We start from the raw sequence: 13,602 nt of genomic DNA on the forward strand, positions 1-13,602 counted from the left end.
GATTATTCCTTCAACATTTTGGTAATTTTACATTCATCAAGGTCACTTTTCGATCAGCCGCTGGAACTTGTGAGGCCGCATCGTCGAGCTGCTCTATTCGAGATTTCCACTGGCTACCAATAGACGAGTTAACTGATCGGTCGCCCATTCTGGCGACCCTATCAGCGCCGCCGGCAATCATATCTGGTTCGTGTAAGGCGGCAAGGTTCTTCATCACTTCGCCAGCCCGCGTCCGTGCAGCCCCTTCAGCTTCGTCCCGTGACATCCCTTTCCTTCGGTATTCTGCTCGCAGCCCGGCCTCCAAATTCTTTCTATACTCAGCGCGTGCCTTCCGCTGGGCGCTTCCTCTGCCACGTCCATTTTTTTTGAAGTAAGCTCTGGCGTTTTCAAACTCCTCAACCGTCAGTCGGTTCAGTGCTTCTTCCTGACGTCGGAGCTGTGCAGCAAACTCATCGGCTTTCGCAGGGTCGAGGTTCTCTGCGCTGAAGCACGGCTCGACGCGGCGAAGCGGCATCTTGCGTGCGCGCGTCGCCACCGGATTAGATTCGCCGCCACATTCCTGACAGTCCTTGTCTTTCGACGGAGCCAATCCAGTTTCGACCTCGTCGGAGTTTTTCGTGCTTCTTGCGGTTTTTCCGTCGCCGGCGCGCTCGATCGCCTTCGCGTCCGTACCCGCGAGTCGCTTTTCGGCCTTGCGGAGCGTCTCGGCTTTCTCGTTAAGATCACTCAACTGCGCGCGAAGCGCAGCCAGCCTCTTGGTGGCCCGACCTGCTTTGACCGGCTTCGCAAGCGCATCGCCGGCATACGGGATCATACTCGCGAGGCTGAGACCTGCACCAATCCAGTCACCTTTATAGATGGCGATGCTTGCGCCCACAATATCGGAAGCTGGCGTCGGGTCGACTATGCCGGTCAAATCGGCAGCACTGGCGGCCATCTCGAGCTGCAGCGCCCTGTCTGCATTAGCAATCGCAGCGGTAGTTTCTGCGAGCTGCGCTCGAACTTCCGCAAGACTCATTCCATAGTTCATGCGAGACTCGTCCTCGGACGCGGTTCCTTTTCGAACAGCGCGTCGTAGCGTTTTGCGGTTTCAATTTCGCGCCAGGCGTCTTCCGGCAGCGCTTTGATCAGGTAATGCACGCGCTCTTCCTGCGCTATCCCCGCATCTTCGAGAATCCGCCTTGCCGCAGGATGATGGTCGAACGAAGGCGAAACCTTCATCATCAGCCCGGCAAACAGGATCTGACTATTGGGCGAGACGATGCCGTAGCTTGTGCAGCGTGCTACGGCCGCGATGGCGATTTCGCGCTGGACCGCAACACCCAGGTGTTGGACAAGCCGGGGAGCCTGCACTGCCCAATGATCGAGAATCGCGTCGTACAGGTTTTCCTTGTCGTAGTACATGAGCTGCTCCCGCTGCGCATCGGTGAAACTCAGCGGAGCAAAGGCAAACCTTGGCGCCGGTGCGGCATCCTCGGGTGGGGAGACGGTGTAGTAACGCTGTCGTCGGGATTCCCAGGTAGTCCAGGCGCTCACCGGAAAGAAGAAGTGGCGGCGTTGCTCCACATCGAGCGCTGATGCAAGGCCGAGTAGAATCCGCGGATCCCAAAATCGGAGTATGGCTTCCTTGTCTCCATCGATCAGGCAGGGCATCCGTCCGCTAAGCATCGAGCCAAGTGTCGCGAGTCCGAACCTGCTTTCGATCCAGCTCACGCTTGGGACGCGGCGTTCCAGCTCAATGAGCCATTTCCTCAAACGAGAGTCATCGCTATCGGGCCTGACTGCCAAGAGAATCGGGGCAGCACTTACCAGTTCGCTCTCTGACGTTCCCTCGAACAGCGAATACCATGCCGACTCCGGAAAACGGCTCACCAGCTCTGCATGGGCGCCATCATGAGCAGCGCAGTCGAGAAGGGCGTAATAGTTGACGGTCTGGTCGGTGTCGTTCGACATAAAGAATCGCATTTCAACGAACAAGGAAGGCAGCCCCTTTCGCGGCCGCCTTCTTCAAGCAATCGATACAAACCGTGGTCTTTGCCGAGGGAAGTTCTCCGAGACTGGCTGCCTTGTTAGCACCGCTTTCGAACGAATGCTGACCGCCTTTGACAGTGAAGCTTCCGGGACAGGCAAAGGTAATGTTGGCGCCATCAAGGGTGACGGACGACTGTCCCGCATGCAGCACGATCTTCTGCTTGGCCTGGATCGAAATGCAATCGTTCGCCGACAGCACCGTGACTTCCTTGTCCGCGAGAATCTCCAGCTGATCCGTGTGCGATTGCAGCGAAACCGGACCATTGCCCGCGATTGCCCGAATCCCGCCTTCATGCGCATAGACGCTGGTCGCCTCCGCCGCCACCGACGAAACTGTAAACCCGGCGGCGATGTGTGCATCTCGCTGCGTTGTCCATTGCATTTGCTGGCCTGCAAATAACACCGTCGACGCCGGCGTCGCCCAATTCATTCCGGCCTGTGCATCAAGGATCACATGCGGCGCCGCAAACTTCTCCACCGGCGCACCCCGGTCCAGCTCCCGCGCCCCGGTCTTCCCCTTGAGCGCATCCTGCCCGCCTACGGCGCCGTCGAGTTTGCCTTTCTGCTCTGGATCAATGGCTGACAGCAGCTCCTTGTGCGCCGCGCGAGCGGCCTTGCTTGTCAGCGCCTGCTGTGCGCTGGCGGCGTCCAGCAGCGCGGTATCCAGGGTTTCCGCCGCCTTCAGGGCAGCCACGCTCTCGCTCGTGTCCATCTGCGTCGACGTCACGCCGCTGCCATTCGCCGCTCGCGCCTGCGTCGTCAGCAGCACCCCTTCACCCCCGCGCACCACGCCCCAGGCGTCGGTGCGCAGCTCGAAGCCGCTCCCGCGGTAGCCGCCGCGCTGCGCCGTCCCCGGCGACTGCTGCACCAGATGGCCCAAGTTCAGCTGGGTATTAGCGGTGCTGGTCGCCAGCCGCATGCGCAGCTGCCCCTGCGTATCGTCGAGCTGCCACTGGTTGTAGCCGGCTCCGTCGAAGCTCCGCGTATGGATCCCCGAGATCGTCCCCGCATGGTTGGCCTGCGCATCGACCCCGGCCGCGAAAGGCGGCGCATCGGCGCCCGTGTAGAGCTGGGCCACGACCAGCGGCCGGTCGATGTCGTTCTCGATAAAGTCCACCAGCACCTCGGTGCCGATACGGGGCGTGAACTGCGAGCCCCAGTTCGGCCCGGCCAAGGCCTCGGCCACGCGCACCCAGGTGCCGGAGCGCTCGTCACCCGGCGCCGCGCCTTGCTCATCGACGTCGTGCAGCATGCCGCCCGGATTGCTCCCCTGGCCGCGCTGCCAGGCGAACTGCACCCGCACCTGGTGGTCGCGCACCGTGGTGGCGACTGAATCGGCCACCCCGACCACGAGCGCCGTCTGCGGCCCGAGCGCGGTATGGGCGTGAGGCAGGGCGGTCGCACGCGGCACGATCGGCACCGCCTCGCGCACACAGCCGAAGCGGTTGCGATACGTGCCCGCCTCGACCCAGCCAGCGGCGTCCGCCACCGCGATCTGGGCATCGATGTTGTTGCGCGCCTCGTGCTCCACCCACAGGGTCTTGAACGCATTGTCGCCCTCTGGATAGCGCTCGTGCCGCGTGAGCTGGAAGGCGCAGCCGGGCGCCAGCCGGCGCACCGCGCCCTCGCCCTCGAACAGCTTGTTCTCCAGCTCCAGCGCGCGCAGCATGAGTTGCCCGTGCAGGTCGGCGGCGTCGGCGGCGATGCGTTCTCCACTGCCGTCATAGACCGGCAGCGGCGGCAGCTCCCCCGCGTCGAGGCTGGACGCCAATTCGGCACTTGGGGCGAGCAGCTGCGCCGGGTCCCAGCTGCTGATGCTGACCAAGTTGGCCGCCACCTGGCGGCGCGCGCTGAACTTGTCGATGGCGTCGTCCACGTCGGTCGCACGCACCCCGTGGAAGCGCAACGCTGCATCGCCCGGTAGTGCCGGCGCCGCCGCCTGGCTGTCGAAGATCACCAGCTTGTGGCGCGCCTGCCCGTCCTCGCCCTCCGGCGCCTGGTCATGCTCGAAGCGCCAGGACAGCCCCTCCGAGGCCATCAGGCGCACGAAGAAGTCGTAGTCGCTCTCGCGGTACTGGGTGCAGATCGGGCGCACCGCCAGCTCCTGGCTCAGGTCGAACTCGAAGCGCAGCTGGGGGTAATCGGCGAACAGCTCGGTCAGGATGTCCTGGACGTGCTTGTCCTGGAAGATGTAGCTGTCGCGGCGCAGGCGCAGCAGGGCCAGCGCCGGCTCCAGGCGCAGGCGGTAGCGCGCCACGCCGCCGTCGGCGCCCAGCCACTCGGCGCGGGTGCACAGGCCATGCCAGGCGCGCCGGCTGCCGTCGGGCTGCAGCAGGGTCACGGTCAGCTCTTCGCCGATGAACTGCTCGAGCTCGAGGTCGGTCGAGGTGGACAAGGCGTCCACGTCGAAGCGATACAGCTCGTTGAGCGCTTCGCGCCCGCGCAGGCGCTCGGCCATCAGGGCCTCGGGCAGGGCGCCGTCCTGGCTGCTCGCCAGGGTGACGAGGCGCGCGTGCTGCGACAGCCTGGTCCCGAAAGGGCCCAGCCCGGACACCGCGCCGATCCGGTCCAGCAGCTCCATCAGGGCAGGGTGATCGTCAGGTTGGCCTGGCGCGGCGCCATCTTGACCACGTCGTTGTGGGCCGCCATGCGCTCCTCGGTGGTCTTGGCCAGCGTGGTGCGCAGGCCGATGTAGCCGAGGGCGCAGATGAGCGCGAACACGGTCGCCAAGACCCACAACGGCAGGTCGTTGCGCAGCTTGTGCACCACCTGGTCGGGACGCTCCGCATGGGGCGCGAAGCCGCCGCGCTTGCCCTTCATCTGCGCGATCTCGTCGCCCAGGCGCGAAGTGAAGTAGTTCAGCTTTTCGGTGCCTTCGAGCGCGTAGCGTCCCTGGAAGCCGAGCAGCAGGCACATATGGAACACCTCGAGCGCCTCGAGGTGGCTGGAGCCGCGCACGCGCAAGGCTTCCAGCCGGTTGAAGAAGTTCTCGCCCGCCAGCTGTTCGCCGAACAGGGTCAGCTGCAGCGGATTCCTGGCCCAGCTGTCGCGGATCGTGAAGCCGCTGCGCAGGATGATCTCGTCGACCGCCGCGCAGAAGGCGTACTTGGAGGCGTCGATGTCGTCGGTCGACGCGCCCTGTTTCCTGGCCGCGCGCCCGAACTCGTCGAGGAACTGGGTCATGCGGGCGGCGAACTCGCCGTCGTTCTTGGGTGCGTTGCCGTTCTTGAGCATGAACAGGGCGTAGAAGCCGTCATACATCAGGTCGAGCAGGGTCTGGGGCGCGGCCGGGGCTGCGTTGGGCAGGGGCGCGGCGCCGATCAGGGAAGGTGCGGTCATGGTGTTCATGGTGCGCTCGATGGGGTTCTAGGAGGCGACGGCGACCAGTTCCATCGACAGGTCGCTCATGCCGGCGGGGACGTAGACCGAGACCGACTGGGCCTGGAGCATGCGCTCGTACAGCTGGCCCTTGGCCTCGACCAGGAAGTAGACGGTGTCCGGCCGCACCGGCACCGCAGCCGGCACTTGCGGCGCGTGCTGCAGGCGCACGCCCGGCATCGCCGCCAGCACCAGCTTGTCGACGTCGTCCGGCGAGCCGACCTTGAAGCGCAGCGGCACCGCGCCCACCAGCTCCACCACAGGCATGGCGGCGGTCACGGCGAGGTAGAACACGGTCTTGTCGTCGATCTTGCCGGAGTCGAGCTTGCCCAGCCAGTAGGAAGGCTTGATTTCCTCCAGCGCGATGGCGAAGTACTTCGAGGAGATCACGGTGTCGATCAGCTCGCGGATGATGGCGTACAGCTTGCCGAAGGCCGGACCCGGGTCGGCGTGCTGGTAGGCCGGCAGGTCGGCCAGGGTCCAGCTTTTCGAGAAGGTCATGAGCGAGCCGGCCAGGCCGAGCAGCTGCTCGTACAGGCGCTCCGGATGCAGCGCCGGATGGTGGTAGTAGTGGGTCAGCGAGGCGTAGGCGGTGCTGGCCGTGTGCAGCAGCCAGAACGAGGACATGTCGCCCGAGCGGTACTCGATCACGTTGCGGTTCGGCTCGCGGTGGTGCCCGTACAGGGCGCTGACCTTGGCCTGCAGGGCGTCGAGCAGGCGGCGCAGCTGGTTGCCCAGCACCGGCGCGCTGTGCACCGACATGCTGGGCGGGACGAAGTCCGGATCGAGCTCGAAGCCGCCGGTGGCCACGCGGCGCAGGCGCAGCAGCGGGAAGCTGGTGTAGGAATCGCGCGGCTCGTGCTCGGGCACCAGGCGCACCGCCTTCTTCAGGTAGGACAGCTGGGCGTGCGCGGCCTGGGTGTAGAGGTCGGGCGTCTCTCGGTTGTCCTGCACGTAGCGGGCGCTGTCCTGCGCCTGGCCGGGCTGGGCGAAGTTGCCGCCGAAAGGCTTGAAGGCGGGCAGCGCGGCGTAGAAGGTCACGCTCTGCTGGTTCTGCAGCAAGGTCGAGAGATCGATGCTGGCCGGTAGTACGTCGACGGCCGGCGCGTCGACCAGTTCGCCGTCCTGGAAGCGCAGCGACAGCTCCAGCACCCGCAGCACATTGCTGCCGAGGGCGTCGATGTCGATGCGCAGCGTATTGACGCCCCAGGCGTAAGGATGGACCGCGCGCAGGCTCTCGTGCAGGCGGCGCTCGTGGTACTGGTCCTGCTGCTGGAAGTGCTGGGGCCGCAGCAGGAGCCCCTCTCCCCATAAGACTTTGCTTGTCATTCCGTCATGATCCCGAAGGGCCGAAAAAGAGACCGGCTTTTACAAAATTGAGCGGATAGTAACATTCCTGCGGGACACAAGTCGCGCCGGATTTCAATCGTGCGCGGGTAGCACAGAGTGAGAATTAGTGAGATTCAATTGAAAATTGCAAAAATTTGTTTTCTGCTATTGTGCCGCCGAACGTGCAATGTTTAACACAAGTAATAACCACTAGTTACCCGTTAAGGATAAAAAAATGCCGTACAGCATCTCGCCCTTGTCCTCGCTGTCGCTCCGTGGCCTGCGCCGTGGCGTCCGCCTTGGCTTCCGCCTTGGCGCCGCCGTCGCCCTGGCCGTCACGCTCAGCGCCTGCAGTTCGACCCCGACCGCCGTTCCCAAGGCGCCGAACCTGGACGAACTCCTGACCCAGGCCAGCCAGGCCGCCGCCACCGGCAACAAGGAGCAGGCCGTCACCCTGTGGAAGCAGGGCGCCGCCGCCTTCCCGGCCGAAAAGGCGCCGTGGAGCCACATCGCCCAGACCCGCTACGAGGCCGGCCAGTACGGCGACGCGATCCAGGCTGCGCTCGAGGTGCTGGTGCGCGACCCCAACGACAAGCTGGCCAACAGCATCATCGCGATCAGCGGGCTGCGCCTGTCGACCCGCGCCCTGGGTGACCTGAGCCGCCAGAACAACCTGTCCGGCTCGATCAAGAGCGAATCCCAGGAGCTGGCCAAGCTGCTGCGCGAGAACCTGGGCGAATCGGTCCTGGTGCCGCCGCCCGCGGCGCCGGCCGTGGCCGAGCGCCCGCCGGTGCGCAAGGCCAAGAAGGCCGCCAAGTCCGCCGCCAATACCGGCAGCGGCAACGCCAATCCCTTCCAGGCGCTGAACTGACGCCTTCCCGCAACCCCAACACAAGAGGAAACCATGTCCAAGTCTGAAAGTGTGCAGAAGCGCCTGCAGAAGATCCGCCCGCCGCGCGTGCAGATGACCTATGACGTCGAGATCGGCGACGCCATCGAAACCAAGGAAGTGCCGTTCGTGCTGGGCGTGGTCGGCGACTTCGCCGGCAAGTCCGAAGTCGAGCAGAAGCGCCTGAAGGACCGCAAGTTCGTCAACGTCGACCGCGACAACTTCGACGAAGTCATGAAGGGCATCGAGCCGCGCGCCGCCTTCCAGGTCGAGAACACCCTGGCCGGCGACGAGACGAAGATCGGCGTCGATCTCAAGTTCACCTCGCTCGATGACTTCCGTCCGGAAGCCGTGGTCGAGCAGGTCGAGCCGCTGCGCAAGCTGCTCGAGGCGCGCACCAAGCTGGCCGACCTGCGCAACAAGATGGCCGGCAACGACAAGCTGGAAGACCTGCTCAACGACGTGTTGAACAGCACCGAGAAACTGGCCGAACTGGGCCAGCAAGCCACTAGCAAGAAGGAAGACTGACATGTCCGCCGTACTCACTCCCTCCGGCGCCGGCGCCCAGGAAGCCGGCCTGCTCGACCAGATCGTCGAGGAAAGCCGCGTCGCCAAGTCCAGCACCGAGCATGCCCGCGCCAAGGACCTGATCTCGGAACTGGTGAACCAGGTGCTCGAGGGCACCGTGGTGGTGTCCGACAACCTGGCCGCGACCATCGACGCCCGCGTGGCGGAGCTGGACCGCCTGATCTCCGAGCAGCTCTCCGCGATCATGCACGCGCCCGAGTTCCAGACGCTGGAATCGAGCTGGACCGGCCTGCACTACCTGGTCAAGAACAGCGCCACCGGCGCCAACCTCAAGATCAAGATGCTCAACGCCACCAAGCGCGAGCTGGTCAAGGACTTCCAGAGCGCGCTCGAGTTCGACCAGAGCACCATGTTCAAGAAGGTCTACGAAGAGGAGTTCGGCACCTTCGGCGGCGCGCCCTTCGGCGCCCTGGTCGGCGACTACGAGATCACCCGCCAGCCGGAAGACATGTACTTCATCGAGCAGATGTCGCACGTGGCGGCCGCCGCCCACGCGCCTTTCATTTCGGCCGCTTCGCCGGAACTGTTCGGCCTCGAGAGCTACGCCGACCTGGGCCGCCCGCGCGACCTGGCCAAGGTCTTCGACACCGTCGAATACGCGAAGTGGAAGTCCTTCCGCGAATCGGAAGACGCGCGCTACGTCGGCCTGACCCTGCCGCGCTTCCTCGGCCGCCTGCCGTACAACCCGCTGGACGGCGCCACCACCGAGGGCTTCAACTTCGTCGAGGACGTGGACGGCACCGACCACCACAAATACCTGTGGTGCAACGCCGCCTATGCCTTCGCCAGCAAGCTGACCGCGGCCTTCGAGGACTACGGCTGGTGCGCCGCGATCCGCGGCGTCGAAGGCGGCGGCCTGGTCGAGAACCTGCCGACCCACACCTTCAAGACCGACGAAGGCGAGGTCGCGCTCAAGTGCCCGACCGAGATCGCGATCACCGACCGCCGCGAGAAGGAGCTGTCCGACCTCGGCTTCATCTCGCTCGTGCATTGCAAGAACACGGATTACGCCGCCTTCTTCGGCGCCCAGTCGGCCCAGAAGGCCAAGAAGTACAACTCGGACGCGGCCAACGCCAACGCGGTGCTCTCGTCCCAGCTGCAGTACATCTTCGCGGTGTCGCGCATCGCCCACTACATGAAGGCCATGATGCGCGACAAGATCGGCAGCTTCGCCGCCGCCTCGAACGTCGAGGATTTCCTGAACCGCTGGCTGGCCCAGTACGTCCTGCTGGACGACAACGCGAGCCAGGAGCAGAAGGCGCAGTTCCCGCTGCGCGAGGCCTCGGTCCAGGTGTCCGAGGTGCCGGGCCGCCCGGGCGTGTACCGCGCGGTGTCCTTCCTGCGTCCGCACTTCCAGCTCGACGAGCTCTCCGTTTCCCTCCGACTGGTCGCGGAGCTTCCGGCATCGACCAAATCGTAATCACTCATCATCACTGAAAGGAACAACATGGCAATCGACGTCTACCTCCAAATTGACGGGATCAAAGGCGAATCCGCCGACTCGGGTCACAAGGACTGGATCGAGGTGAAATCCGTCAACTGGGAAGTGCTGCAGCCGAAGTCGGCGACCGCCTCGACCGGCGGCGGCCACACCGCCGAGCGCACCGAGCACCGCGACATCGTGATCTCGAAGCTGGCCGACCTGTCGACCCCGCTGCTGCTGCAGAACTGCTCGTCGGGCAAAACCCTGCCGAAGGCGAAGCTGGAATTCCTGCGCGCCGACGGCCAGGGCGAGCGCGTCAAGTACTTCGAGATCGAACTCGAGAACGTCCTGATCAGCAGCGTGGCGCCCTCGGTCCAGCCGGGCGACATCCTCACCGAGGACGTCAAGCTGAAGTACTCCAAGGTCAAGTGGAAGTACACCCAGCAGAAGGTCGGCGGCGGCGCGGGTGGCAACACCTCGGGCGGCTGGGACCTGGCCTCGAACAAGACGGCCTGATAGCCTGAAGGCGTGGCGACCATGCAAGGATACGTTCCCGGGCTGCTCGACCGCTTGATGGACGGCCCGTCGCATGGTCCCGGCGGCGCCGGGGTCGCGCGCGTGTCGATCGAGGAACTCAAGGACTCGGTCGCGCGCGACCTCGAGGCGCTGCTCAACACCCGCATCGCGATGCCCGAGCTGCATCCCAAGCGTTTTCCGGAGTGCCGGCGCTCGCTGGTGACCTATGGCCTGCACGATTTCGCCGGCCTGTCGCTGTCGAGTTTCGACGACCGCGCCCACATCTGCGCCTGCCTGGAGCAGGCCATCGCGCGCCACGAGCCGCGCCTGCGCAACGTGCGCGCTTCGCTCGAACTGCGCGAGGACGCCGTCAACTGCCTGAATTTTTCGATCACCGCGCTGCTGGTCGTGCATGCTGCCCAGGAGCCGGTCAACTTCGACGCCATCCTGCAGCCCGCGAGCCAGCACTACACCATCAGCCGGGCGCGTCGCAGCCATCTCGCAGGAGCCTGAGTTGGAAGAGCTGTTACCGTATTACGAAAGCGAACTGGGATTCCTGCGCCGCTACTCGCGCGAGTTCTCGGAACGCTACCCCAAGATCGCCGGGCGCCTCCTGATGGGGGGCGAGGTCTGCGAAGACCCCCACATCGAGCGCATGATCCAGGCCTTCGCCCTGATGAACGCGCGCGTGGCCAAGCGCCTGGACGACGACTACCCCGAATTCACCGAGGCGCTGTTCGAGGTGCTCTACCCGCACTACCTGCGCCCCTTCCCGTCCTGCTCCATCGTGCAGATGGACTACGCGGCGGCGGCCAGCCAGCTGACGGCGGCCACCAGCATCGCGCGCGGGACCCTGCTCGGCACGCGCAAGGTGCGTGGCGCCGAATGCACCTTCCGCACCGCCTATCCGGTCACGGTGGCGCCGGTGGCCCTGAGCCATGCGAGTTTCGCGCCGATCATCGAGGCGCCGGCGGCGGCGCGCCTGCCGGCGGGGGCGAGTTCCGGCATCCGCATCACCCTGTCCGGCACCGCGCCCGAGGTGCCGCTCGCCAGGATAGGCCTGGGCAGGCTGCGCGTCTTCATGGATGGCGAAGCCTCCTTCTGCGCGGCCCTGCGCGACGCGATCTTCATGCGCACCGTGGCGGCTTACGTCGAGGACGGCGACTCGGGGCGCTGGATCCAGCTCGACGCGCTGCCGGTGATCCCGGCCGGCTTCGACGAGGAGGACGCCCTGATCGACTTTTCGGCGCGCTCCCACCCGGCCTATCGGCTGCTGACCGAATACTTCAGCTTCCCGGAGAAGTTCAACTTCATCGACATCGACACCGACGCCCTGGCGCGCGCGCTGCCGGCCGGCTGCCGCGCGGCGACCCTGCACCTGGCCTTGAGCAGCGTGCGCAGCGACTCCAACGTGGCGCGCACCCTGGGCACGCTCTCGAGCCGCAACCTGCTGCTGGGCTGCACCCCGGTGGTCAACCTGTTCAAGAAGCGCGGCGAACCGATCCGCCTGACCCACACCAAGGCCAGTTATCCGGTGATCGCGGACGCGCGCCGCGCCTTCGCCTACGAGGTGGTGTCGATCGACTCGGTCAAGCTGGTGCGCCAGACGCCGCAGGGCGAATCGGTGATCCAGTTCCGTCCCTTCTATTCGCTGCGCCACGGCCAGACGCCGGACAAGCACGGCCACTACTGGGTGATGCGGCGCGACGAGACGGTGGCGCGCCTGAGCCCCGGCTACGAGACCGAGATCTCGATCGTCGACATCGATTTCGATCCGGCGGCGGTGGAAACCGACACCCTGAGCCTGGAGCTGACCTGCACCAACCGCGACCTGCCGGCCATGCTGGCCTGGGGCCAGCGCGGCGGCGACCTGTTCATGGAAGGCGGGGCGCGCGTGAACGCGATCACCTTCCTGCGCAAGCCCAGCCTGTCGCACGGCTTCGAGCGCGGTGGCGGCGCCCACTGGCGCCTGATCTCGCACCTGTCGCTGAACCACCTCTCGCTCAGCGGGGCTGGCGTGGAAGCGCTGCGCGAAATGCTGGCCATGTACGACCTGCCGCGTTCTCCGGCCTCGCAGCGCCAGATCGGCGGCATCCACGCGGTCGAGTACAAGGCCAGCACCGCCTGGCTTCCCGGGAATCCCTTCGCCAGCCTGGTGCGAGGCATGGAGGTGCGCCTGACGATCGACGAGGAGGCATTCGTCGGCAGCGGCATCCACGCGTTCGCGCATGTGATCGAACGTTTCCTGGGCCTGTACGTCCACGCCAACAGCTTCACCCAGCTGGTGGTGGTATCGAGCAAAACCGGAGAAGAGCTATTGAAATGCAAGCCCCGCAGCGGCGATTCGAGCCTGCTGTAATCGAGCGCCTGTTCGCGCAGCCGCAGCGCTTCCAGTACTTCCAGGCCGTGCGCCTGCTCGAGCTCTGGCTCAAGCGGCACGGCGGGGTGCGCAGCGGCGCCGTGGCGAACCTGCTGCGCTTCCAGAATTCGACCCGCCTGAGCTTTCCCGCGAGCGAGCTGGAAGCCATGCAGGCCGAGCCGCGCGAGCGCACCCCGGGACGCGGCGAGCCGGGGCAGGACGCCGAACCGCTGCGCTACGTGCGCATCACGCCGGCTTTCATGGGCCTGCTGGGCGGCGCCGGCGCGCTGCCGGCCCACTACACCGAACGCATCGCCGGCCAGATCCTGCACGAGAAGGACGAGGCGCCGCGCGCCTTCCTCGACACCTTCTCGAACCGCTCCCTGGCGCTGTTCTACGAGGCCTGGCGCAAGTACCGGCTCGAGCTCAAGTACCAGGTCGACGGCCGCGACGGCTTCCTGCCGCTGCTGCTGTCGATGGCCGGCGTCGGCCAGGAGCCGCTGCGGCGCCGTTTCGTCGACGACGTCCACGGCGAGCTGCTGGACGAGTCGGTGGCCTACTTCGCCACCAGCATGCGCCACAAGCCGGCGTCCGCGGTGCAGATCGCGCGGGTGCTGTCGGAGTACTTCGGGGCACCGGTGAAGGCCGAGCAGTTCGTCGGGCGCTGGTACGACGTGCCGCCGGAGCAGCAGAGCCGCCTGGGCTTCGGGGCGGCGGTGCTGGGCGCGGGCGCCATGGCCGGGACCCGCGTCTGGCAGCGCGACCTGCGGGTGCGCATCGTGGTCGGCCCGCTCGAGCGCAGCCGCTTCGACGCCTTCCTGCCGGGCGGGAAGGCGGCGCGCGCCCTCGGCAGCATGCTGTCCATGATGACCGGGGTGACCCTCGAATACGAGGTCCAGCTGGTGCTGCGCGCCGCGGACGTGCGCGGCGCCGCGCTCGGCGGCGCCCAGGACGAGGCCGGCGGCGCCTGCGGCCGTCTGGGCTGGGACAGTTTCCTGTTGACCGGCGAGGAGGGGCGCGATCGCGACGACGTGCGCTACGACATCCATGCCCTGGAATTGGCCTGAGAGCGGCCTGAATGACAACATC

12 protein-coding genes are annotated in these 13,602 nt (G+C 65.9%); 7 read left to right on the plus strand and 5 right to left on the minus strand.

Features of this window, described 5'->3' with window-relative positions; genetic code table 11:
- Window positions 1–10: 10 nt before the first annotated feature.
- From B0920_RS04950 to tssK, 5 genes are read right to left on the minus strand one after another with little or no spacing between them, the layout of a single operon-like run.
- Window positions 11–1,030, minus strand: coding sequence for a polymorphic toxin type 15 domain-containing protein (locus tag B0920_RS04950; protein WP_078031440.1), 1,020 nt, complete (start codon window positions 1,028–1,030; stop codon window positions 11–13).
- Window positions 1,027–1,953, minus strand: coding sequence for a DUF4123 domain-containing protein (locus B0920_RS04955; protein ID WP_179119095.1), 927 nt, complete (start codon window positions 1,951–1,953; stop codon window positions 1,027–1,029). The genes B0920_RS04950 and B0920_RS04955 overlap by 4 nt, the downstream gene beginning before the upstream one ends.
- 13 nt (window positions 1,954–1,966) lie before the next feature.
- Window positions 1,967–4,612, minus strand: coding sequence for a type VI secretion system Vgr family protein (locus tag B0920_RS04960; protein WP_078031442.1), 2,646 nt, complete (start codon window positions 4,610–4,612; stop codon window positions 1,967–1,969).
- On the minus strand, window positions 4,612–5,379 hold the full coding sequence (icmH, locus tag B0920_RS04965; protein ID WP_078031443.1) for a type IVB secretion system protein IcmH/DotU: 768 nt from the start codon (window positions 5,377–5,379) through the stop codon (window positions 4,612–4,614). Before icmH ends, B0920_RS04960 begins: the two co-directional genes overlap by 1 nt.
- Before the next feature lie 18 nt (window positions 5,380–5,397).
- On the minus strand, window positions 5,398–6,738 hold the full coding sequence (gene tssK / locus B0920_RS04970) for a type VI secretion system baseplate subunit TssK (RefSeq protein ID WP_078031444.1): 1,341 nt from the start codon (window positions 6,736–6,738) through the stop codon (window positions 5,398–5,400).
- 235 nt (window positions 6,739–6,973) lie between these two features.
- Here tssK and B0920_RS25895 point away from each other — a divergent pair, with 235 nt between their 5' ends.
- The 7 genes from B0920_RS25895 to tssG are packed head-to-tail and all read left to right on the plus strand — an operon-like array spanning window position 6,974 to window position 13,580.
- Window positions 6,974–7,609: a hypothetical protein gene (locus tag B0920_RS25895; RefSeq protein ID WP_078031445.1), complete on the plus strand. Its 636-nt coding sequence runs from the start codon at window positions 6,974–6,976 to the stop codon at window positions 7,607–7,609.
- Between the two features lie 33 nt (window positions 7,610–7,642).
- A complete protein-coding gene (tssB, locus tag B0920_RS04980; RefSeq protein ID WP_078031446.1) occupies window positions 7,643–8,155 on the plus strand; it encodes a type VI secretion system contractile sheath small subunit in 513 nt (170 codons plus the stop codon).
- A 1-nt stretch (window position 8,156) separates the two neighbouring features.
- Window positions 8,157–9,635, plus strand: coding sequence for a type VI secretion system contractile sheath large subunit (gene tssC / locus B0920_RS04985; protein ID WP_078031447.1), 1,479 nt, complete (start codon window positions 8,157–8,159; stop codon window positions 9,633–9,635).
- A gap of 27 nt (window positions 9,636–9,662) precedes the next feature.
- Entirely contained in the window at window positions 9,663–10,154 is a 492-nt protein-coding gene (locus B0920_RS04990; protein ID WP_078031448.1) for a type VI secretion system tube protein Hcp, read from the plus strand.
- Between the two features lie 21 nt (window positions 10,155–10,175).
- On the plus strand, window positions 10,176–10,667 hold the full coding sequence (gene tssE, locus B0920_RS04995) for a type VI secretion system baseplate subunit TssE (RefSeq protein WP_078031449.1): 492 nt from the start codon (window positions 10,176–10,178) through the stop codon (window positions 10,665–10,667).
- Between the two features lies 1 nt (window position 10,668).
- Entirely contained in the window at window positions 10,669–12,513 is a 1,845-nt protein-coding gene (tssF, locus tag B0920_RS05000; protein ID WP_078031450.1) for a type VI secretion system baseplate subunit TssF, read from the plus strand.
- Entirely contained in the window at window positions 12,477–13,580 is a 1,104-nt protein-coding gene (tssG, locus tag B0920_RS05005; protein WP_078031451.1) for a type VI secretion system baseplate subunit TssG, read from the plus strand. The genes tssF and tssG overlap by 37 nt, the downstream gene beginning before the upstream one ends.
- Window positions 13,581–13,602 lie beyond the last annotated feature (22 nt).

The organism is Massilia sp. KIM, assembly GCF_002007115.1.
GTDB lineage: Bacteria > Pseudomonadota > Gammaproteobacteria > Burkholderiales > Burkholderiaceae_D > Telluria.